At 32.5% G+C, this 23,495-nt stretch carries 16 protein-coding genes; 13 read left to right on the top strand and 3 right to left on the bottom strand.

The window, feature by feature from the left end:
* The 8 genes from MKY08_RS11215 (at nt 1) to MKY08_RS11180 (ending at nt 15,691) form a co-directional block, all read left to right on the top strand.
* On the top strand, nt 1-1,284 hold the full coding sequence (locus MKY08_RS11215) for a TIGR02679 domain-containing protein (protein ID WP_069512491.1): 1,284 nt from the start codon (nt 1-3) through the stop codon (nt 1,282-1,284).
* Between the two features lie 118 nt (nt 1,285-1,402).
* Nucleotides 1,403-3,007, top strand: coding sequence for an AAA family ATPase (locus tag MKY08_RS11210; protein ID WP_081327973.1), 1,605 nt, complete (start codon nt 1,403-1,405; stop codon nt 3,005-3,007).
* Entirely contained in the window at nt 2,994-4,079 is a 1,086-nt protein-coding gene (locus MKY08_RS11205; protein WP_069512493.1) for a UvrD-helicase domain-containing protein, read from the top strand. The genes MKY08_RS11210 and MKY08_RS11205 overlap by 14 nt, the downstream gene beginning before the upstream one ends.
* 213 nt (nt 4,080-4,292) lie before the next feature.
* A complete protein-coding gene (locus MKY08_RS11200) occupies nt 4,293-5,798 on the top strand; it encodes a hypothetical protein (RefSeq protein WP_069512494.1) in 1,506 nt (501 codons plus the stop codon).
* The gene (locus MKY08_RS11195) at nt 5,795-7,762 is read left to right on the top strand and encodes a hypothetical protein (protein ID WP_069512495.1); all 1,968 of its coding nucleotides are present in this window, start codon (nt 5,795-5,797) and stop codon (nt 7,760-7,762) included. The genes MKY08_RS11200 and MKY08_RS11195 overlap by 4 nt, the downstream gene beginning before the upstream one ends.
* A complete protein-coding gene (locus MKY08_RS11190; RefSeq protein ID WP_069512496.1) occupies nt 7,762-8,700 on the top strand; it encodes a hypothetical protein in 939 nt (312 codons plus the stop codon). The genes MKY08_RS11195 and MKY08_RS11190 overlap by 1 nt, the downstream gene beginning before the upstream one ends.
* The gene (locus MKY08_RS11185) at nt 8,684-13,972 is read left to right on the top strand and encodes a DEAD/DEAH box helicase (protein WP_256093190.1); all 5,289 of its coding nucleotides are present in this window, start codon (nt 8,684-8,686) and stop codon (nt 13,970-13,972) included. Before MKY08_RS11190 ends, MKY08_RS11185 begins: the two co-directional genes overlap by 17 nt.
* Before the next feature lie 1,005 nt (nt 13,973-14,977).
* Nucleotides 14,978-15,691 carry a UDP-N-acetylmuramyl pentapeptide phosphotransferase gene (locus MKY08_RS11180; protein ID WP_069512498.1) on the top strand — a complete coding sequence of 238 codons (714 nt, stop codon included), beginning with the start codon at nt 14,978-14,980 and terminating at the stop codon, nt 15,689-15,691.
* Nucleotides 15,692-16,285: 594 nt separating this feature from the next.
* On the opposite strand, the gene MKY08_RS11175 is transcribed toward MKY08_RS11180, so the two are convergent.
* Entirely contained in the window at nt 16,286-16,540 is a 255-nt protein-coding gene (locus MKY08_RS11175) for a hypothetical protein (RefSeq protein ID WP_069512499.1), read from the bottom strand.
* 208 nt (nt 16,541-16,748) lie between these two features.
* On the bottom strand, nt 16,749-16,940 hold the full coding sequence (locus MKY08_RS11170; RefSeq protein ID WP_069512500.1) for a hypothetical protein: 192 nt from the start codon (nt 16,938-16,940) through the stop codon (nt 16,749-16,751).
* Nucleotides 16,941-17,441: 501 nt separating this feature from the next.
* Here MKY08_RS11170 and MKY08_RS11165 point away from each other — a divergent pair.
* The 4 genes from MKY08_RS11165 (at nt 17,442) to MKY08_RS11150 (ending at nt 21,196) form a co-directional block, all read left to right on the top strand.
* Nucleotides 17,442-17,897 (top strand): GNAT family N-acetyltransferase, encoded by a 456-nt coding sequence (locus tag MKY08_RS11165; protein ID WP_069512501.1) that lies wholly within the window; start codon nt 17,442-17,444, stop codon nt 17,895-17,897.
* 362 nt (nt 17,898-18,259) lie between these two features.
* Entirely contained in the window at nt 18,260-19,033 is a 774-nt protein-coding gene (locus MKY08_RS11160) for a hypothetical protein (RefSeq protein ID WP_069512502.1), read from the top strand.
* A gap of 297 nt (nt 19,034-19,330) precedes the next feature.
* A complete protein-coding gene (locus tag MKY08_RS11155) occupies nt 19,331-20,257 on the top strand; it encodes a DNA/RNA non-specific endonuclease (RefSeq protein ID WP_069512503.1) in 927 nt (308 codons plus the stop codon).
* 384 nt (nt 20,258-20,641) lie between these two features.
* On the top strand, nt 20,642-21,196 hold the full coding sequence (locus MKY08_RS11150) for a DUF6241 domain-containing protein (protein WP_069512504.1): 555 nt from the start codon (nt 20,642-20,644) through the stop codon (nt 21,194-21,196).
* A 123-nt stretch (nt 21,197-21,319) separates the two neighbouring features.
* Here the strand turns inward: MKY08_RS11150 and MKY08_RS11145 are convergent, their stop codons facing one another.
* A complete protein-coding gene (locus tag MKY08_RS11145) occupies nt 21,320-23,068 on the bottom strand; it encodes a methyl-accepting chemotaxis protein (protein WP_069512505.1) in 1,749 nt (582 codons plus the stop codon).
* Between the two features lie 202 nt (nt 23,069-23,270).
* Here MKY08_RS11145 and MKY08_RS11140 point away from each other — a divergent pair, with 202 nt between their 5' ends.
* Nucleotides 23,271-23,486: a DUF3955 domain-containing protein gene (locus tag MKY08_RS11140; RefSeq protein ID WP_069512506.1), complete on the top strand. Its 216-nt coding sequence runs from the start codon at nt 23,271-23,273 to the stop codon at nt 23,484-23,486.
* Nucleotides 23,487-23,495 lie beyond the last annotated feature (9 nt).

The raw sequence follows: 23,495 nt of genomic DNA, 5'->3' as shown, positions 1-23,495 counted from the left end.
ATGTCACCAAAAGAAGAGGCGATAAAATATTTTAGCGAAAGAGCGGGTTTTTCACGTCTCTTTCTTGAATTTGCAAAAAGGATTGAAAGTTTGGGTTATGTCGGCGGCCACGTTGTACTAACAAAATTAACTCAAGAAGAACAAGTTCTTTTGCGAAACTGGTTTCAAAAAGATTATTCCTCACAGAAAAGCGCGAAAATATCTTTGAAAAAATTTGAAGAAAAATTCGAAGGAACTCGATTCGAGGGGACTTCTTTATTTGAGGTGGTTGAAGAAGTGCTCGTCCGAAAACTAGTGTACAAAAAAGAGGAAAAGGATGAAAATGAACGACTAAAAAATAAATTTTTTAAAGAACTAGAAAAAACTTATATGTCTGAAACCTCCATCTTATTAACTACTGCTATTCTTGAAAAACATCCTTTACACGTCGGATTTAGTACAACTTATAATAGAGGGACTCTAAATGAACTAGAAAAGGTTTACAAGGCTGTATCTGTTTTGCCATTAGAAAAACCCATCAGATTACCGCTCTTTGCAGAAAAAGTAACTGGGAATCCACACGAATTTGACAATGATGGGAAATTCATTAGTGCTTTGCAAATGATAAGAGAAAAACTAAATGGAGTAGCTATCCAAAATAATCCTAATGCAGAATTTATTAATCAACTGTTGTTTGACTTTGGCATATTAAAAGATGATATCACCAATGATGTAACAATATTTGGTCTAATAGGAGAGCGGAGTGGAAACGTTCTGCGTTCTTGGGAAGAATCTTTTCGCGAAAAGTCTGTAAGGAATGAACCTTTAAGAGAAATTGCAAAATTGGATAGGGTGTATCCAATAACAAAGGATGGACCGGTTTTTGTCGTAGAGAATTCCGGTGTATTTTCAAGTATTATAGATGAATTAGAAGATTGCTCTATTTCAATAATCTGTACACACGGGCAATTCAAAATTGCTGCTATTCAAATCATAAAACTGTTAGCCAAAGAAGACTGCACCATTTATTATTCTGGAGACTTCGATCCAGAAGGATTATTAATGGCATATGCTTTAAAACAAAGATATCCAACAAACATCCGCTATTGGAAGTATTCTGTGGAAGATTATATTAAGAACTTATCAAATGTAGAGATATCATCCAATAGACTACAAAAGTTAAATAATATTAAAGATGTAGAACTTGAGAATTTGCTTCAACAAATGAAAGAAATAAAAAAAGTTGCTTATCAAGAAAAACAAATAAAAGAATTGGTTAAAGACATTAAAAGTATTACAAAATGAAATTACATTTTAATTACTTTGAAGTTTTAATCACACAAATAGGAGATTTTATGAAGTTACGTCAAAAATTTGATAATAAAAAAGAGTTTTTAACTTTAAAGAGATGGGATGTGTTTTTTTGATAGAAAAAATCTTAATAAAAAATTTCAAATCAATTAAAGAATTAGTTTTACCAATAGATGATAAAATCAACATTCTGGTAGGAGATAACGAACAAGGAAAATCAACTATATTAGAAGCTGTTAACCTTGCTCTAACTGCTACATTAAATAGGAGAAACATACACAATGAAGTTTCTCCATACATATTTAATAAAGAAGCTGTTATTGAGTATTTATCGGCTTTAAAAGCCAATCAAACAGCATTACCACCAACAATTATTATCGAACTATATTTTAGAGAATCAGACTTAGTATCTGGCTTAAAAGGTACTAATAATTCACTACGAGAAGATGCTCCAGGAATAAGTTTATCAATTGAATTAGATGATGAATTTGCTACAGAATACAATGAATACATATCTAATCCACAAAATATTAATAATATTCCCGTTGAATATTACTGTGTCAAATGGTATTCGTTCTCATTTAATGCGATGAGTATCAGAAGTAATCCTATAAGTTGTATTTTAATTGATGCAACTGAAGGCAAAGCGTGGAATGGGACAGAACGATATATTTCAAATATTATTGGCAATACGCTTGAAGTCAAACAAAGAGTTGCCTTAAATGTAAATTACAGAGACTTAAAAGAACAGTTTTCTAATTTTGATTCTATTAAGGAAATTAATAATCAATTATCATCAAAAACGGGAGAAATATCAGACAAAAATTTTAGTATTTCTTTAGATGTTTCACAGAAAAATGGTTGGGAAAGTAACTTAACTGCATATCTCGATGATATTCCGTTTGACCTTATAGGTAAAGGGGAACAAAATTCTGTTAAATTAAAGTTGTCATTAGAAACTAATGTAGAAGACACCCACATTATACTTATTGAGGAACCCGAAACACATCTCTCTTTTAGTAATATGAGTAAACTAGTCAAACAAATTTCACAAAAATGCGATGGTAAACAACTATTAATTACAACGCACAGTACCTATGTATTAAATAAACTAGGTTTAGACAATGTTATTTTTATGAACAATGGGAGTACCATGACATTGAGGGATTTAGATAATGATACATATAATTACTTCAAAAAATTACCTGGTTACGATACATTACGTCTAATTTTAAGTCAAAAAGCGATTTTAGTAGAAGGACCTTCAGATGAACTAATTGTGCAAAAAGCATACCTTCAAAAGAATGGGAGACTGCCTATTGAAGATGGAATAGACATTATAACGATTAGAGGTCTTTCGTTTAAACGATTTTTAGAAGTTGCTGATAAGCTCTCTAAAGATGTAACTGTAATAACTGATAATGATGGAGATGTTCAAAAAAACATTATCAGTAAATATGGAGACCATTATTTAAATCATAGTCATATTAAAATTTGCTACAGTGATGACATTAACTACAAAACATTAGAACCACAATTAGTAAAAGCTAATGGAATAGAGAATTTAAATACAATTTTAGGAACAAATCACTCTACAGATGAAGAATTAATTCATTATATGACCAGTTCAAACAAGAAAAGTGAATGTGCCTTAAAACTATTTGATACTGATCAAGAATTTAATATTCCGGAGTATATACTTAATGCAATCGAATAATAAAATTATTATTGCAGCTGCTGGGTCTGGAAAAACAAGTGAACTGGTTAATAAAGCTACAGAATTAAATACTAAAAGAATATTAATTACTACTTTTACTGTTGATAATACCGAAGAAATTAGAAGAAAATTTTTTATGAAGCCCGGGTTTATTCCCGAAAATATTAAAATACAGTCATGGTTTTCTTTTTTATTGAATGAAGGAGTCCGACCTTATCAAAATTTTTTATATAGTGAAAAAAGAATTGAAAACATCGAGTTTGTTACATCCCAATCAACGAGAGGCATTCCTAAAACGAATGTAAAAAACTACTATCTAAAAGGTGGAGTCCGAATTTATACAGACAAGATGTCCGATTTTATTTTAAGAGTCAATTCAATTTCAAATGGAAAAATCATTAATCGATTAGAAAAAATGTATGACGTCATAATGTTAGATGAAGTTCAAGATTTAGCAGGTTATGATTTAGATTTCTTGTATTGTCTTTTACAATCTAATATTCAGATAATAGTAGTAGGAGATAATAGACAATCCACTTTTTTTACGAATCATTCTACTAGACATAAAACTAAAAGAGGTATATCTATCCCTACATTTTTCAGGGATTGGGAAAATGAGGGGCTTTGTGAAGTTGAATATAGATCAGAATGTCATAGAAGTAATCAATTAATCTGTGATTTAGCGGATTCTCTTTATCCGGAAATGCCGAAAACCAAATCGTTCAATAATAAAATCACAGGTCATGATGGGATTTTTTATATAAGAAGTTGTGACATTGAAAAGTATATTGAACAATTCAAGCCACAAATACTACGATATGATAAAAGAGCCAAAATTCCCAAACATTATAGATCATTAAATTTCGGGAAATCTAAAGGTTTAACTTTTGATAGGACACTTATTATCAGCAATGGTCCTATAAATAAATTCTTAAAGACAGGAGATTTCAATGCTCTTAATGGTTCAAAAGCAGCCTACTATGTTGCTTTAACTCGTGCCAAATACAGTGTCTGTGTTGTTAGTGATGAAAAAAATGTTTCATATCCATATATTAATTATTATAAACCTTAGTTTTTATATTCAGTCATAAAATATGGTGTTAGGATTTAATAATTAATTTATATACTTTTGAAGCAGCAGTAGCTATTAGAATAATCTATAGCTACTGCTTTTTTAGTAATAAATTTAGATGGGTAAAATTTCTTATTATATTTATTTACCATGGGTAATATTGTATGATTGTATATAACTTTGTTAATAAGGATTTTTTATGGGGGTGATTAAATGAACATAGCATACACAGCGGACTATCAGTTAATTACAACGCAAGATGCGGTGAAGGGACGAAGATATTTTTGTCCTTCATGCAATGAGGCCCTTCATTTTTACCCAGGAAGAAAGAATACACCGCATTTTCGACATGGTAAAGGAGTTTCAGATGAAGTAAAGGCTGTTTGTGAATTATATTCTCAGAGCGTTGGAGAATACAGTATGTATGATCAAGAACTTAAAGCGCGTCAAAGAGTGAGGCTTGTGTTAAAAAGGGAAGACCAAGATTACATGTTTCAATTAAAGTTACCATTGATTAAGCAATTTAATGTAAATATGCAACTTCAAAATTTGTACTATACGTATCATTGTGACCAGATTCCAGAGTTTGAATTTAATACTGTTCGTCTATTACCAGCTCGTGCTGCTTCTGAGCATGAAGTACCTTTGCTTGGTAAGTATAGATTGTATTCTTCAAATGAACGTTACGAGAAAATAGTGGGACTTCAAATTAGCGGAGATTTTGAACCTTTCATTGAAGGACCTCTAATATTTAAAGAAATACAAGGCCAGTACATTAGCATACCGTATCGTAGGATAACACTATCTGGAAAGTTCTTTGTTGTATCATTGATACCATTAATATCTATTCATTCAGATATAGAATTAGTTAGTCAAGTAAAATACGAGGAATTCTATATATATGAGTTAATAATGCCTATAGCTTTTTCTGATGAATTGCAAAATTGGTTTACAAGAATTCTTTACTATACACTTTTGGCTGCAACTTGTTATTTAGATCTTTATTCACCAGTCTCTTTTAAAAAAATTGGCACAATTATCGAGATAAATAGTTATAGGAGTACATGGCAATTAACGAATATCGGAGAAAGACCAATCGAACAGAGAATAATTATCATAGAACCTAATAATAGTAGACAGGTATTTAAAATACAAGGTAATCAGAAAGTAGATATAACCTTAAAAGAACCTGGAGATTATTTACTCTATGTGGATCAAGAGGTATCAGATTTTATAACAGTACGTTATAATCCATCATTAAAATATAACCGTAATTTCATGGGAGAAGCTATATTTGCTAATAAAGATATGCTTTTTAAGATTAGCCAACTACATACAGAGCAAATAGATTTGCAAACAAATTTATCCATAGCTATTCAAACTGAGTCAGATATAAATTATGAAATTAAATATGGCGGGAAAAATACTTTTAATGCGCCAATACGTATCGACTTTCCTACTCTGTGGAGTATTAATGTTAAAGAACCGTCTGCTTTACTTAACAATATAGCATTTGAAGAAATTCTGAAGTTATATAAAAATAACCATTTATATCCAAAGGTGATTTGTTTAATAGATGACGTTCTGTTTTTAAATAATACTGTAATGAATAGCACCTATGTGTATAAAGATAAAATACTATATTATATTCGTCGCCTAGGGATACGTATGCCGAAACCAATAGTAGAGATAATAAAGGAGATGAAACTTATTCAATGATAGCTTTAGTTAAAATTTATAAACGTATAATTCAAAAAGAAGGACATTCCTCTGATGCAACAGGTGCACAACCATATGCTTTATACAGTAACGGGGGAATAGAAGTCTTAGATGAAAATGATTTACTTTCTGTATTCCCTAATACAGGTAGAGTTTTTATTACAGAATCTTTTATACCACCACAAAAAGAAGTTTTTCGTTTTTATGAGCTTATTGAATCTAATACATTTGATACTTCTAGAATAGGCTCAATGAAATACTTCCTAGGAAAAGAAATCTTTAATCTTAATCTCTATGAAGTAATTGACCTTGATGAAACTATTAATAATGATAAACAGGGTATTATAAAGTTATTAAGTAAAGGTATTTCTATTCCATTTGTGGTATCTAATCAAATACTTTTTAGAACTGCAGATGATTATTTAATAGGTCCTCTTCAAATGGAATTTAAAGACGGCATTTATCTTTGCAAAGATAAAGAACTTAATTTCATACCATATTTCCAACAAGATGTTGACATTTCCGCAATATTTGATACTTATCGAAATCAAGAACGTCTTTTTTGTTCGGATCAACTTGAATCAGAAAATATAGTAGGTTGGATCGATGTTGCAAATGAACAACGAGTAATTAGTGATGCTTTAAAACAGTTAAAAGATAATACTGATTTATCTGAGTTGTCACGTAAAATGATTGGCCGATTAAAGGATTGGTATGGTTCTGATAAGGCTCAGGGAACACATTTACGAGAACGTTTGCAAAGGGCCATTCAAATAATGGAGGGTCATACTCTATCAGATGATACAATCTCGTTATTTACAGAGTTACTATTAGATTTAGAGATAACAAAGACAATCATCGAACAACAAATTCAAAAGGATTTTGAAAAAGAATATGATAAGTTTTTAAAAGAAAACGAGAAACTTGCAAAAGAAAATAATAATTGGAAGCAAGAATTAGAGCGGTTAAAAAATACTTACTATATTGAATCACAAGCTTTAGATACAATAAAAGCGCAGTTTTCAGGTATTCAAAAAACCATGCAAAATAAAATCGAGCAATTACAAAATGAATTCTCTACTGTATACGGAGAACAACTAGCTATATCTAACCTACTACTTCCACAATTAGCAACAGCTACTTCTTCTCCAAATAATATGCAGCGTGTTTTTGCTCAGCTTCAATCAATTATAGGGGAGTCATTATTAAGTTTTAATGATTTTAAATATCAACTTAACAATAACCTTATAATTTTTAAAGGAAATGACGAAAATGGTGCATTAGCTGCCACTGTTTTAACCGCAGTTATATTAGGTGAGCCTATCATTATTTATGGGAATAGTAGTTTCGAATTAGCACAATGTATTGCTAAAACAATTGCAAGTGAACAAACTTTAACTGTACTTCCAGAAATAGAAACATTTTCATTAAATGAATTACATCACCAGTACTCACATTTTTCAATGTCTGAAGTGGTTAAAGCACTTATTATTCATAATCCACATACAACTGCAGCATTATATAGTTTACCAACATTCTTTAAGCAAAATAAATGGGTAGAAGACATGCTAACGCCAGATGTGACATTTATCACAATTGATTCTATCGAAGAAGCCACTACGTTCATAGAGAGAATGCCAAATATACCTCTTATTAATTCGGTGGATTACATTTCTCGCTTTATGAATAAACGTAATTTTAAAGCGCTCCAATCAGGACAACTAACACTTGGGCAGCTTGAAATATCTGTTATTGAAGAAAATCCAATTGTAATTCGCAGAGATTTCAGAGAATGGATTGAAGATGTTAAAGATCTTGATGTGGAAATTCCTCATCAATTGGTGGAATGGTTAAATCAGCTGAAAGAATTCGTTTCTGAAGATGAATTATATGAATGGTGTTATATAATATTCCAAAATTCAATTAAGATCAAGCAAAAAGATTTAATAGGAGCGGGGGTATAATGAACAACGAATACAGCATTATACAACAATGTATTAATCATTATAGTTGCTATGTAAAACATTTAATTATTGGACTTTGTGAGGAGTTTCAAACTAATAAAGTGCATTCTCGTTTTTTAACATCTGTGCTTGAAAGAATATTTACAAAAGAAAATAATATATTCCTAACTTTTTTTAAAGATGAAAAACAATCAGTTCCTACACAGTTTATTCATTATCTTGCTCAACAGGGTGAAATTATTCATGTAGGTTACGGTTATTACACATTGCCACCTGAAAGGACTGTTCAACTTCCAGACGGACAATATGTAGCAATAAGTTCTTTAAATGAACCTAACCCAGGCGGACTAGGTATTGGACGAAGCATTTCTCAACCATTATCGGTATCTCTTACACATGATGAATATATTTATCGACCAACTTTTGATACGTTATTAAGTGTTTATACTAGTAAGCTAACAAATCACCACGATATTGAACCCGATGAAATGATATTTTTTTCAGAGAAGGGTTCATTTAAAACTTCTACTATAAAAAATATGCAAGAAGATGAATTGTATATCCTTTATTTTGATCGAGTAATCGGGAGCAATATTAAACCTGAGAAGTATTTGGCACAATGGAAAAATGAAGAATGGTACGTTACTCAAATAGCCAATAGTATGTTTGTCAGGCTTCGATTGGCACTCCGTTTTCGAAAAAATGTAACCTCTAAATATGAATTAATTAGACATAAAAATGGCTATATTGAGATTAAGTTAAATTTTTTAATTCCAAAAGAAGAAAATATACTTTTACGCCTAATTGCTACGCCAAATGAAAGTAAATGGCCTAAAAGCTACCTTACTACAGAAAATCAAATCCACAATGTACATGCAATACTAGCAAATTGCAAATTAACAGAAGAAGGAGTACTAATTGATGGAATACACAATTAATTATGTAACGAAACGCTTGCATCGAAAGTTAGCTGAATATATTGAAACACAGTATCCAATTAGTGAGCCGTCACTTCAAAAAAAGCGTACAGAATTACTCTATAAGCCAGGTGTTATTTCTACAGAACCATATATTGAATCTACACCAGTTTATGAACAAGGGGATTTATATGTCGATATGGACATACCAACAGTAGCTCAAAAGTTTATGACGGAATTAGCAAATTTAAAGCACTCTGTTGGTGTATTTTCTCGCCCGTACTTGCATCAACAACAAGCAATGGAGGCATTTTTACATCATCATAATGATTTAATTGTTTCAACAGGTACTGGTTCGGGGAAAACCGAATCTTTCTTACATCCTGTCTTAAATACACTTTATGAAGAAGCTTGTGAAAGACCTATGCATTTCAAAAAACGGGCTGTCCGTGCATTAGTTCTTTACCCCATGAATGCATTAGTAAGTGACCAAATGACTCGTTTGCGCCGTTTGTTTGGGGATAACCATGTAAAGCAAAAGTTTAATGATGTTGCTAATAGAAATGTTCAGTTTGGAATGTACACATCTAGAACACCTTATGCGGGAGCACATTCAGCCTCTAAGGATCGTTATCAATTAAATGATATTTTAAATTATTACACGAGATTAGAAGAAACGATGCCTGATAGAGTAGAGGAAATGGTGGAACGAGGAAAATGGCCCGCAAAGGATTTACAGTCATTCAGAAACTCTAAAAAGAACAATCGAGATCGTTATCGTGGTCTACCTTCAGATGCAGAACTATTTACACGTCACGAGATGCAGGATACTCCTCCTGATATACTTGTTACAAACTACTCGATGCTAGAATATATGCTAATGCGTCCAATCGAACGTTCAATTTGGGAACATACAAAAGAATGGCTAGCCGAAAGTAAAGACAATCATTTCTTATTAATTCTAGATGAAGCACATATGTATAGAGGTACTGGTGGTGCCGAAGTAGCGTTACTGATTCGTCGTCTTCAGTCTCGTTTAGGTATTGAACGTGATCGGATGAAATGTATTCTAACATCTGCAAGTTTAGGTAAAGAAGATGATTTACAAGCTCCAATTAAATTCGCTGAACAATTGACAGGGAAACCTGCGACACGTCAATTTAAGCTAATTAAAGGTACAAAGGAAGTACGTTCACCTGCTCGAGTAGCAACTTTAGAAGAAATACAAACATTAGCAGCTATGAATAGTGAATCATTTATTAAATATAAAACTGAATATAAAGATAGCATACAGGAAATGAGTTCATTCTTTACTTCACTGAAGTGGATTGAACCGCCAGGTGAACATAGTGATTTTCCAAAGTATTTATATGAACAATTAAACGGTTTTGGACCATTGGAAAAAGTAATTTCAGAAATTAGTGGACAAGCAACTTCCTTAAAAGAAATCGTAAATCTTGTTTGTCCAGGCATTGAGCAAGAAATTGCTGAGAAAGCCATTAGCAATCTTTTATTATTGGCGAACGCAGCGAATAAGGACGGACGTGTATTACTTCCGGCACGTGTACATATCTTTTTCCGAGGTTTATCGGGTATCTATACATGTTTAAATCCTAAATGTACTAGCTGTAATGAATCTAGTTTACTAGGTAAAATATTTGATGATTACCGTGTAACTTGTAATTGTGGAGCTCGTGTCTATGAAGTAGTGACACATCGTTATTGTGGGTCTGCTTTTATTAAAGGTTATATCCAAGAAAACGCAACCTATCCAACATACCTTTGGAATGAAAGCGGACATGGAATTGTTGGGGAGAAATTAAAGGAAATTCATTTGTTGGTCGAGGTGCCGCATCCGGAGGCTATAGAGAAGAATAGAATAGCTCCTTTATGGTTGCATATAGAAACGGGTTATCTTAGAGCAGAGCCACCCACTTCAGAGGAAGAGTATATCCAGGTATACGAGTCTGTTGAAAAAATTTCTAAGCGAAAACATAATAAATACTACTCAAATGCACATTCATTTGAAAAGTGCCCCTGCTGTTTAAAAAGTGCGAAGTTTAATATTCGAGATCTACGAATTAAAGGGGAACAGCCATTTGCCAATTTAATTCGTGAGCAATTTAATATACAGCCACCTGTAGAAGGTAAAGAAAAGAATATAAACGAGGGGCGTAAAGTACTTATCTTTTCAGATGGGCGTCAAAAGGCTGCACGTTTGGCACGAGATATTCCAAATGAGGTAGAAAAGGATGCTATACGTCAATTAATTTTAAAAGCTGCCTTTGAGCTTGAAAAACAAGGTATACGTGCAACAATAGGTCGTGAATTATATCCTACTGTTTTACATTTTATACATGAAAACCGCTTACTTTTATTTTCGCAATTGCAAAGAAAAGACTTAATTAAGGATATAAAAAGCTATGTTAAAGACTTCTATGAAAAAAGATTATCTGATGTAGAATTTGATGAGATTTCCATGTCTATTCGAGAAGAATTTAAACTACGTATGTTAGAAATTATTTCTTCCCCAGGTTATTCAATTTATGATACGACTACGGGTATTGTTGTGCCAGCGAATATGAAAAGGTTATACCGTGATGATCAAGTGAAAGAATGGATTAGTAAAGAAGATTTAGAGAAGATTGCTATACTATTTATTAAGGAATTGCTAGATAATATTTGTATTGATATTAGTTTAGATGTCTATGATAGACGTGAATTACTAGGCGTGTATCGTGATGAATCAGAATGGGGTAAAACAAGCCGTACTATTTCAAAGCAGCTACAGACTATCATTGCTAGTTTTGTAGGGGAAGAACATAAAGAAGAACTTCTTCAGCATTTGTTTGATCAACTTTGTAGAAGCCAGTTAGATAAATACTACTTAGATTTAGATAAACTAAAAATTGCCGACGGCATTAATTTTACATGGTATAAATGTACTTCTTGTAAACAAATTCATGCAGTTGTACCACATAATATTTGTCCTAGCTGTAATGCAAATACTATTAAAGAATTACTACCAAATAGTGATATGTTAAAAGCTGAAAAAGGGTACTGGCGAACACCGATTGCAGAGGTATTAGCAGGTGAAAAGGTTACAAATGTTTCAGTGGAAGAACATACTGCACAGTTATCTCAAAAGGATTCAAGTATTGCATTAGCTACAACAGAACAATATGAGATGGCTTTCCAAGACATCGTACTTGATGAAAGCTTAGGAATTGTAGATATTTTAAGCTGTACAACTACTATGGAAGTAGGTATTGATATTGGCTCTTTAACAGCTGTGGGAATGCGTAATATACCACCACAGCGTGAGAACTATCAACAAAGAGCGGGTCGTGCGGGCCGTCGTGGATCATCATTATCAACTGTTATCACCTATGCACAGGATGGACCACATGATCATTATTACTTTAATAATCCGAAGTTAATAATTAGTGGAGATACGCGAGAAGCACTAATATATATTAACAACAAAAAGATTATTAAGCGTCATTTAAATGCTTTACTAATTCAGACATATTTCCATAACCATGCACAAGATGGGGAACTAGCAACTAGTAATATTTCTGACTCTCTAGGCACTACTCTAGACTTCTTTAAAGGTGACTCAGAGTTTAATTTAGATAGTTTTGCAGATTGGTTAGTTAAGCATGTAAAAACAAATTTTAAAAAGTATCCTGAGATTTTCTCCATTATTCCTGAAGAAGCAATAGAAAATAAAGATGATAAATGGCTTTTAATTAAAGAAGCAGCAGAAAATATAGAACAGGATTTATATGATGCTTTTTGTATCATTGAAGAAGAATTAATTAGATGCGAGGGACTAATTAAGGAAGATGACCAATTCATAGAAAAACACTCAGATGAATTATTACTAAACTTTCTATTCAATCATGGTTTCTTGCCAACATACGCTTTCCCACAAGATTTAACAAGTCTTTATATACAAGGGCGTGATAAGAAAAATAAAGTCATTACGGAACAAAGACCACAATTGGAGTTAAACCGTGCTTTAGGTGAATACGCACCTGGACGACAAATTGTAGTAAATAAAAAGACGTATCGTATAGGTGGGATTTATAATCCATTTTCTAAAAACCCTGAAGCACCTGCACAGGATCTAAATTTAATTGGCGAATATGTAACTTTCTGTGTGAAATGTAACTATACAAAATTATCTAACAATACCGATGGAAAATGTCCGAACTGTAAAGAAGAATTAAAATCAATGCCTTATATTCGTCCTACGGGCTTTTCGCCTGAAAAAGGGAGAGAGGTACGGAAGGGGGATTTAGCGCAGGAATATAGCTTTTCAAGCACGCCACAATTACCTGTTCCAAACGAAATAATGAAGTTTGAATTCGAAAATTATAATGAATTAGGCTTTATTCAATACAAACATAGAGAAAATGAAGAACTTATTGTAATGAATAGAGGTATTGATGGAGAAAGCGGCTTCTATATGTGTGAGGACTGTGGATATATTAAGCCTGTATTAGAGAAGGACGATTTATCAAAAGGTCATGATAAACCATTCCAGCGCCAGGGCATGGTTGAGAAAAAATGCTCCGGTAACTTACAGCAAATTTATCTTGGTAATAAATTCACTTCCGATTTATTTTTAATCCGCTTCAATATGGATACTCAACTTGATTTCAATGCAAATAAACAATGGCTTCATGATGCATTATTAACAATAGGAGAAGGTCTTGTATTAGCAGCTAGCCGAGTGTTAGATATTGATGCGCAGGAATTAACAGTAGGATACAGAATTGTTCATAATGATCAAGGTGATAGCTATGCCGATTTATATTTATTCGATACCTTATCTGGGGGTGCTGGATATTCTTATGTAGCAGGAGAACGAATTAAAGATATTATTCCTGAAACATTTAATGTATTAACTCATTGTATAAATGACTGTGAATCATCTTGCTATAAGTGCTTACGCAATTACCAAAATCAAATGAAGCATGAAAATTTGAATCGTATACTCGGACTGGAACTTTTAACATATTTAGTAAAAGGAGAATCAAAAGAATATACTCGCGAGGAACAAATTCAGTATTTAAAACCTGTTAAAGCAACTTATGATTTACATCATGGCAATGGCTACTCACAAATAGTCGAAGAAAGTGGGAATGTTTTTATTAAGCTAAATAATGGAAACGTATTAGGCCTAAAAAATAATATTGAGAAAATAATAAGTACTAATGGCATCCGTTATTATTCACCATATGAGATTAAATTTGATTTACCGAATGTATACGAACTTTTATAATTATTAAAGGTTTATAACTTAAATAAAATTATCCTAATACATTTTGGTCATGCGTGGAAAATGACATAGCCAAGCAATATGACATATCTAACTTAGAGATAACCATAAATTACCAAAAAGCCCACTCCATGATGAAGTGGGCTTTTTGTTTAGTATAAAAAGAAAAGAAGCAACTTTGGGCGACCAAAAAGCGACCAACAATGTAAAATTAGTTAACAATAGAAGTAATTAAACAATTTAAGATGTAATTCATCAAGCGCAAAATGTTGTTAAATCAAGGCATTTGAAGTACCTTGTTTTTTAAAAAAGTACCCCTGATTCAACGATATGATCGTTGTTGCTTTAGAAGCTGCTATTCAAGAGTAGTTGATATAGCAAGGGTTATAACAAGTCTAAAACTATCAGAATAAGAGCAACCGACCTAAAACCGACCATTTTATAAAATGGAATCGAAGAAGTCGGTTGCTTTTCTTTTTCTTTTTCTTTATCTTCATAGTTAAGTGGCTATAGGTATTAACAGTTTAATATTTACATGTCTAAATTGTTCTTGGATAAATTACTGAAAAACGATTAGGTTAAAGTATAGTTGGAACTAATTCATGAATGGGAATACATTTTGAGGATACTATCTCAAACTTAACCTAATGTTAAAGAAAAAACCGAATAATCGAGATATGATGGTAATGTCAAAATGCTTACAGAAAAGGCGTACAAAACTACAGTCTTGTAACGGAGTGGGTAAAAGTAGAAAACTGGCCAGCTTTATGGGAAGTACCTAATTTTGAAAGGGTATTTTGGTTTTTGACAATTGTTTCTATCTTACTAAATATAGCACCTATACTTTTAGAATTAAAAAATAAAAAATAAGTTCTTATTGTGATTCATATAGCTTTACAACACTAAGTGCATTACTATGGTTTTCTATTTTTTTCATATAATGTATAATTTGTAATTAAAGTGTTTAAATCTGATTATTTCAAAAGAATTATTTTAGGAGGGGGAATTTTGTTATATTCAGCTTTATTTATTGGTGTCGTTTTAATTGTAATTACGAATAAGCTTACTCAAGCTTTTAAATTATCAAGCACATTGGGGTTGCTTGGTCAAATCAGTGCGTCACTTGTAATCATAATGATCGGAAACCTCGAGGTTAGTCATATTAGTCTAGGTAATCACTTTGAATTGGGATATTTGACGGTTCCATTTACTTTATTACTTCTTGTAAGTTTTACGAATGTAATGAATATAGAAAAAGTTCAAAATCCTTCAATATTGCTGCTGCCATTCGTTTCTTTAGTTTTTTTCTCAATAGCAGCTTTATTCATAGGTCATCCATTTGTTTTAATAACGGGGATTTGTTGTAGTTTAACGCTTATGTTTATTCTGCTATACGGCTATTTTACTGGGAAAGTATTTGTGGGGAGAACACTTACTACGTCAATAGGTTTCATAATAGCCGTGCTTTCAATATCCCTCATTGAAACATCTATTGTAACAATTTATATTCCGTTATTTACTTTAGCATTACCATTCACTTTATATTATTTAATTCAAGATAAAATTACGAATGTACAATCAATTACAGTTAGCTTTTTAACAGCTATTTTATTTGGTGTATTAATGTATATAGTTCCTTTTAATACAATATGGTATTTCATTGCTGGGTTAACGAGTATTTTGGTTATCACGCAATTTTCAAGTAAGTATCGCTTTATTTAGAAATTAAATTTCTATTCAAGTAACAGGGCTTTAGTAAAACAAGTAGTTATAAAGTATACAAAATAATTCTAAAAAACGTTCCTAAAAAGTTTAGAGAGAGACCGAATTCGAGAAATGCTGTTAAATCAACATTTCTTGGATTTTCCACAGCTTTTTAGGGAATGTACTTTCAGGTGTTCTAAGGAACGAAATTTATATGGCTTGTTTTACCTACCGATGATTCAAGTCAACATCAATAGGTACGTATGGTGATGTTTGTTTCACTTTTAAATCTGAAACTTTGCCCTTACAATATATTGAAAATTTTGAGTTGAAATCAGACGAAATTATTTACATGGATATTGATTATAGACATGTAGGTAAACTGTGCTTTTCCTCATAGGTATACTCGGAATAATGGAAAAAGAAGTGGTCATTAAAGGGGGAAAGACGGTCTTAGTAAGGTTATATGGCATGACGATAGCCAAGTAACTGAGTTATTTGTTTGTAAGTGTATTCGGATAATTCAAGGGCAGAGGTGACTATTGAATAGTCCGCGAAAATTGGGGGAAATTAAAATCAAAAACCGACAGGAAAAATCTGCCGGATAAACAATTAATTTAAGTTATTTCCAAAACCATAATTTGCTTTAGGTCCAGAAGCTCCTTGGATGTAGTCTGCTTCCGCATTTTGGATTTGTTGTCGTACTTGTTTCACATCTGTCTCAGTTCCGAATTCTACGTTGTTTGTTGAATTCATAAAATTTTGATTTAAAAAACGACCAGAAGCTTGATTTTTGTTAGCTTCAGCTTGCTGGATTTTTTGTCTAATTTGGTCAATTGTTTGGTTCTTGTTTCGATTTTTTGACAAGTATTTTCACCTCCTCAAATTAGTCTGTTCAGAAGAGGTTTACTTATCCCTAGAAACTTTTATGTAAAGAAGGGAGGTCGTGACGGTCAACCAACGCCACAACCTAATAAGTGCGTGCGATACACTCAATAATAATTTGTTCAAATTAAGGTTATTTATACATTAAAAAAGCCGCAGCATTGTCACACGCTACAGCTTCAAAACGAAACTATTTGAACTTTTTAGGTTTAGAAACTTTAATTGAAGCTACTTCTCCGCAATTTTGACATACAGTAAAAATAAGTGAAGATCCAATAGAGAGCATATTGTTAACCGGCCTTAATGCTGCAGGGCCATCAAGCTTACCTTCACCAAATGAACTATAGCCGCAGGACTTGCAGGTTAATTTGTTATTTTCCATAACTAATATCACCTCAATATGTAATTTGTGTAAATTATAACATAGAAAAAGCCGCAGCGTTGTCACACGCTACAGCTCGAAATTGGTTTATGCCCTTTTAAGGCTTGTCAGATAAATCATTATATCATAACTTAGAAGGGCAAACGTAATGGGCAAACAAGGGCAAATTAAAATAACAAAAGAGTATTTACTTCAGCGGATTGAAAATTATTGAGAAGGGAATAGAGAAGTTGGAGTCCTTCATAGATGGCTAGAAGGGGATAGCATGCGTGCAATTGGGAAGCATTGAGATTATCTAGTACGACAATTTTTAGAGTAAGAAATATTTTGAGTCAGATTATGAAGTAGCCAATGTGCTATTTCTTTTCAATCGACCAGATTGTTATAAATAAAACTATTAAAGGGTTTTAAAATTTATATTAAAATCTAGATGGTTCAAAAGGCTTTTACTTAAACTCCGGTTCTTAGAATTAAAGTAGAAAAAGTTAAAGGGGGATAAATTTGATAAAAAAAATCGATATAACTAATCTTAAACTTGCTGAAGAAGTTTTAAACATTCAAATACCTTCATATAAAATAGAAGCAGAAATAATAGACTTTTATGATATACCGCCATTGAAGGATACAGTTTACACGTTACAACAATGTGGTGAGACTTTTTTTGGTTATTACTTAGAAGAAGAATTATGTGGGGTCATTTCTATAAAAGCAGAGAATGGTATAATCGATATACATCGGTTAATGGTACATCCTAAACATTTCAAAAAAGGAATTGCCAAGGTATTATTGGATTTTATTGAAAACGACAATGAAGGATTTGAAACAATAATAGTATCCACTGGATCCAAGAATACACCAGCTGTGACTTTCTATTTGAAAAATGGATTTTCAAAAACAGAGGAAATCAGTATAACAGAACGCCTATCCATAACTTCTTTTAAAAAAGATTTAATATAGTTTTATTAAGCAATTAAGTACTCTCCTGGAATAAGGAAAGTGCTTTTTTCATTAAAGAGCCAGGTTGTTTATTGGCAAGAGGATATCAAAAATAGCGAAATGAAGAAAAGTAGCACATGGTATAGTAAAGAAAAGTATTTAAGGAAGGATGTTTTACGAGCAATTTAGCAAGTCATTTTTTCAACAAAAACAAATAGCATAGGTATTTTTAAATTGGCTTGAATGATAGATGGATAAAATAATGTTAAGAAAATACACTCTACTTTTGTTGGATTATTAACATCCATTGGTAAATATTAGATTACTGGTATACAATAATGAGAAATTATGTTTGTTTGAAATAAAACAGTTAGGGGAGAATAATGAAAAAAATATTTATTTTGTTACTAGTAGCAAGTGTGTTTGTGATAGTAAATCCTACAAAATCAGAAGCAAAAGTGATGTATGATGGAGCAGAGGTTGTAAAAGGGCAAACAGGAAAAATGACCTTTAAAAAAGACATCAAGGTTTACAAGAAAAATTCAAATGGTACGTTTGATTCTTTATTGGTTAAGCGAAATAACTTTTTTAAAACGTATGATATTGAAAAATATGATGGCAAAACATTCTATCAAATGGGTCAATATCGGGTACAAGCAACGGATTTGGTAGTTTTCAAAGAAGTACCAATCGATATACGTTCATCATTCTATAACAATCCAGCCTATGTCATGATTAATCATCAGGGTGTGAAAACGAACGGTATGGATAACTTCATTGAATATGGCACACTTTTTATAGTTGGAAAACGAGAAGAGGTTTGTAGACCACAAGTATCATTAGTATCTATTGAGAATGGTAAATTCAATTACCATTATTGTATTGGAGACATTGAAGGTGGAGATGTAAGCAGTACAGGTATTCTCGATAGCACCGATATTGGAATTTTTGAAAAGAAAACAAGAAATAAAGGCTCGTATATATTAACAGAAGATACAGAACAATATAATGGTCCGATGATAACAAGATACTATGGTAAAGAGTTGAAGGGAACAGTCTTTTATTCACCAGGAATTGAGATCAATGGTTATTTGATGGTGGGAGATGTGAATTTTGGTTTTATTCCAGCAAATCTATTGAAGCCAGTTGAAGAATAGATTAGAAAAAAGACCACTCAATGAGAATTGACCCTAAAATAGGTATAGACAAAAAAGCATTTTCAATTGATATCCGGGTGTAACTATCTAGATTTCAATTTGGAGGTGTTTTTTTCTAGGGGAAAAAGAGTGAGTTATTCTTGAGTTAAAATGAAAACCATCGGGGTGCAGTACCTTCTTAAATTGAAATTGTATCTGCTGTAATAAAATGAATATTGTAATATGCTATTATAAATAGGTTAACAATGTTAACAGAGTTCTAGAATATTCAGAAAAAAACTAGTAAGGAGTCCTATAATGAAAAAGAAATTAAACTATTTAATCTTACTTGTTACTTCCATTTTTATTGTTGGTTGTACGAACGTAGAAGATGCATCCGTTACAGTGAAAGAAACAAATTCACAAGAAGTAACAACAACTACGGTAACAGAAAAAACAGCATCAGAAAATACAGCAACTCAAACAAAAGATGAACTATTTAAAGGGTACAAACTGATTGAAGTGGATGGTGGCGATTTGTCAGGACATCGCGAACCTAACGTCGTCGTTGACATTGGCTTTGGGGACCGTCATTACTATGCATTTACGAATGAGGCAGGGCAATTGGTTCGTGTTATTGCTGACGAAATCGTTCTACAAGATGACCGTACAGAACCCGTAACGTCAGCTGGCAGATACTACGCGGATGAAGCAAAAGTTCCTGGTGTAGAAAGAGCAGATTTAGATGAAGGACATATTATTGCAGATTCCCTTGGTGGGGTATCAAACGCTTATAATATTACGCCACAAAATAGCACCCTTAATCGACATGGTGATCAAGCATATATGGAAGATGCTATTCGTAAAGCTGGTGGAGCTACTAATTTCGAAGCTATTATTACATATCCTAATAAGGAAACGCAGATTCCTTCTCATTACAAATACACTTACACTTTAAAAGGAAATAAAATTGTAGATGAGTTTGCTAACGGCAACCCTGATGAAATAAATAAATCTCTAGGATTAACTGAAAGTAAATCAACTAACGCAAATAAGGCACCAAGTTCGAATAAGTCCAATGCTTCGAATGGCACTGAAGATATTTCGAGTGTTGATACAGATGGAAATGGACAAGTGACGATTAAAGAAGCAAAAGCAGCAGGTTATAGTATGCCAATAACGCGTGAACACTGGTTGTACAAATATATGCAAGACCGTGATAACGACGGTATGGTAGGGGAATAAGCTCCTTGAACTTTCTTCTCCTTGGACGATTTATACAATTTGCAAATGAGTATCTGTATAGGAACTAGAAGTAAAAGAATCTATCATAATCGGGCGGCGATTATGGAGCAACACTACTATACAGCGGCTAAAACCGTTGTTAGATTGCAAATTAATCGTATACTCCGCTCCTTTATTAGTGAGTCGACTATGACCACTTGCGTTAGTTAACCTGATTTACTTTGTACGGATGAATCTATTCTGGATTGGTTAACACAACACACTATATATAATGTATATAGGTGCACCTTGTAACTGGGTACTCGTAGAACTTAAATTCAATAATCTGTTATTATTAACCTAATTAAACAATTATATACAAATTAAAAGTGGGGTTAAAATAATATGCAGAGAAAAACAAAGTCGGCAATTGTTCTCATTGCAGTATTAGTTATTTTTGGAGGAATTTTTGGTTACATCAAATTCACTGAACAGTTGGGGAAACCTACTCCCGAAAAAGAAAAAGCAGCCGTTGGACATGTTGAAGTAACGATAAAAGATAATACTGTTTCTGAAGCAAAAGAAAACATACCATATCCTGACGATTTAGAAGAATTTAAAATGAGAAACATTATCCATAACATGTCCCATCAAAAAGTCAAAACTGAAAATGACATAAAAATAGGAAATACGCAAATAACACAAGCTAAAGTAGACCGATTGTTAGAAATAGCAAAACTCAATATGAAACTTTATGACAATGGCGATGTATATATAAAAATATTGGAGAGATGGTCGGGAGGCGACTTTTCTAATGCTGTTGAAGACCATAATTCTATCTGGGAAATGCAAAATGGAGAGGTTGGAAAAGCGATTCGTTTATTAACGCCCGAAGAAGAAAAATCACACATCAAATTTTATTTTACAAAACCATTAAAACCCGAAAATAGTGCTCAATAATGAGCACTATTCAGACTGTAGAACAAATTCATTGAATTTGTCTACAGTCTTTTTTCTTTTTACTAGATGTGCTACTTGTTCGCAGCGCTTGCGGAATATGGATGTAATAACATCACTAGCTTTTTATAAAGTATATCCCTCCATTACAGCATTTAATTCGCGATTTAATTCCGTTAGCTTTTCAGCAGCATTTGCAACATCTGCAATTGCTTTAATATGCTCATCTATGGAAGATGCAATTTCCTGTACTGAAGCAGCCGTTTGTTCTGATACACTGGACGCACTTTCGATTCCTTCACTCATCAACTTATTATAGGATGTCATCATGTCCATTTCTTTATTTACTGCTAAAATCGATTCCACAATTTGTTTAACAGAATCAGACATCTGATTGAACTTACTTTGTGTTAGAACAACATCATCATTTAACTTTTTAGCAGTGTCCATTGTTACTTCTACAGTTTCAACTGTTTTAGTAGTTTCTGAAACAATGGACAAAACGACTCCTTGTACTTGGTGAGTAGCATTTTTAGATTGTTCTGCTAGTTTCCTTATTTCATCGGCAACAACTGAAAATCCTCTACCATACTCACCTGCTCTTGCTGCTTCAATACTCGCATTTAAAGCTAGTAAATTTGTCTGTTCTGCAATTGTTTCAATTGTTTCCATTACCTGCGTGATTTGATTTATTTTACTATTTAAATTTGTAATTTCATAACTGACTTTTTGTGATGCTACTAATGAATCATTGTTTGATTTTTGTAATTGCTGAACTATTTCAATTCCCTCGGATGTTATTTTTTCTGCATGTTTTGTAATGTCGTACATAACTTTACTTTGCTCTTCCGTGGTATCGATAGAACTTGATAATAGCTCAACTGTTTGGTTAATCTTGTCTAAATCATGGGCTTGTTCTTGCGTGCCAGTAGCAATTTCGGTAATTGCTCTGCCAACTTCATCACTACTAGCAGATGTTTCTTCTGAAATTGCTGATAAGTTAGTCGCTGAATCCAATAATTGGTCACTAGTATTTTTAGTATTTTCGACGAGCGTACGTAATTGCTGTGACATTTTATTAAAAGCAACCGCAAGTTGTCCAATTTCATCATTTGATTCAGGTAGATTGGTAACCATTATATGTCCGTCAGCAATTTTTGCTGATGTTTCAGCTACTTCTTTCAGAGTATGTATTTTCCTCCGAATACCTAAATAAAACACAAATGAACTTAAAATAATGAGTACAACTGTTGTACCAAAGATAATATATTGTAAAATGTTTAATCCTGCATAAAATTCATCTTGAAAAACAGCAATTCCAATAGTCCAACCCCAAGGCTCAAAATATTCTGTATAGGCTGTTTTATCTTTAAAAGAACCATCTGGCTGTTTGTCCGAATAAACGACATAGCGATCTTCTTCATTTTTGGCCTTGCCGCCTGCAACTATTTTTTCTCGATTATTTCTGTTAAGTTCATCGGTAGGAGCTCTACCTACTTTAGAAGGGTGGAGTTGTAATACTAAATCCTCGTCAAAAGCTAATATATAACCATTTTCTTTGTAAGTAAAATCGGATTTTTTATAATCGTAATCTCCGTTTTCATTTACTGGTCCATTTAGAATAATTCTCGCTTTTTCTTTCCCTTCCGCTAGTGTTATTTTGCCACTTTCTACTTCTTCATTAATCAATTCTAATGAAGTATAGGCCCCCTTAACAATGCTTTGTAGTTCTCTTTGGCCGGATTCTAAGAGCTGATTTTTGGCAACCAAATAACTTGTTGAGCCGATAATCACAACTGTGACAAGTATAATAGTTGTGATAAGTAGCATTAACTTCCCTGAGATACTTCGTAACTGTAAATTTTTCTTCTTCATTTGCTTCCTCCCACAACTATATATAGGTATATTTCGACAACAATCTACATAATTCAATAGTATCGCATTGTTTTTTTATATTAGGACAAAGGATTTATGAAAAGCCAGAAGAAAATTATCTTTTTAGAATAGTTTCTACTTAAATCAGATCGATTCAGTTTTATTCTAAAACTACACTTGGATAATCTAGGTTGCTTGAAGCATGCTTAAATCACCAAAAAGCATCATTTTATTCATCGCTTCAAAGTTTGCGCCTGTCACTGTACAGGAAAATGGCATGAAAGACGAGCCGTACTTCTTCGTAACGCCAATCGGTGCTTTGCTTTTTTTCATCATGCTTGTCTATTTTTTAATCACTCAAAAGCAAAGTTTGTTTAACTATATAGTTTATTCGCAAAGTCACGAATCGTTAATTTAATAACATTCG

This window comes from Lysinibacillus sp. FSL M8-0337, assembly GCF_038593855.1.
GTDB classification, from domain to species: Bacteria; Bacillota; Bacilli; order Bacillales_A; family Planococcaceae; genus Lysinibacillus; species Lysinibacillus sphaericus_D.
Note: the sequence above shows the minus strand (reverse complement) of the source record. Positions and strands in the feature narration are given on the sequence as shown.

Bases quoted from the DNA above. Each gene is read 5' to 3' on its own strand.
- MKY08_RS11170 (WP_069512500.1), bottom strand. From the start codon at position 16,940: ATGGAAAATAACAAATTAACCTGCAAGTCCTGCGGCTATAGTTCATTT.
- MKY08_RS11160 (WP_069512502.1), top strand. From the start codon at position 18,260: ATGAAAAAAATATTTATTTTGTTACTAGTAGCAAGTGTGTTTGTGATA.
- MKY08_RS11185 (WP_256093190.1), top strand. From the start codon at position 8,684: ATGGAATACACAATTAATTATGTAACGAAACGCTTGCATCGAAAGTTA.
- MKY08_RS11200 (WP_069512494.1), top strand. From the start codon at position 4,293: ATGAACATAGCATACACAGCGGACTATCAGTTAATTACAACGCAAGAT.
- MKY08_RS11150 (WP_069512504.1), top strand. From the start codon at position 20,642: ATGCAGAGAAAAACAAAGTCGGCAATTGTTCTCATTGCAGTATTAGTT.
- MKY08_RS11195 (WP_069512495.1), top strand. From the start codon at position 5,795: ATGATAGCTTTAGTTAAAATTTATAAACGTATAATTCAAAAAGAAGGA.
- MKY08_RS11145 (WP_069512505.1), bottom strand. From the start codon at position 23,068: ATGAAGAAGAAAAATTTACAGTTACGAAGTATCTCAGGGAAGTTAATG.
- MKY08_RS11215 (WP_069512491.1), top strand. From the start codon at position 1: ATGTCACCAAAAGAAGAGGCGATAAAATATTTTAGCGAAAGAGCGGGT.
- MKY08_RS11155 (WP_069512503.1), top strand. From the start codon at position 19,331: ATGAAAAAGAAATTAAACTATTTAATCTTACTTGTTACTTCCATTTTT.
- MKY08_RS11205 (WP_069512493.1), top strand. From the start codon at position 2,994: ATGCAATCGAATAATAAAATTATTATTGCAGCTGCTGGGTCTGGAAAA.
- MKY08_RS11190 (WP_069512496.1), top strand. From the start codon at position 7,762: ATGAACAACGAATACAGCATTATACAACAATGTATTAATCATTATAGT.
- MKY08_RS11140 (WP_069512506.1), top strand. From the start codon at position 23,271: ATGCTTAAATCACCAAAAAGCATCATTTTATTCATCGCTTCAAAGTTT.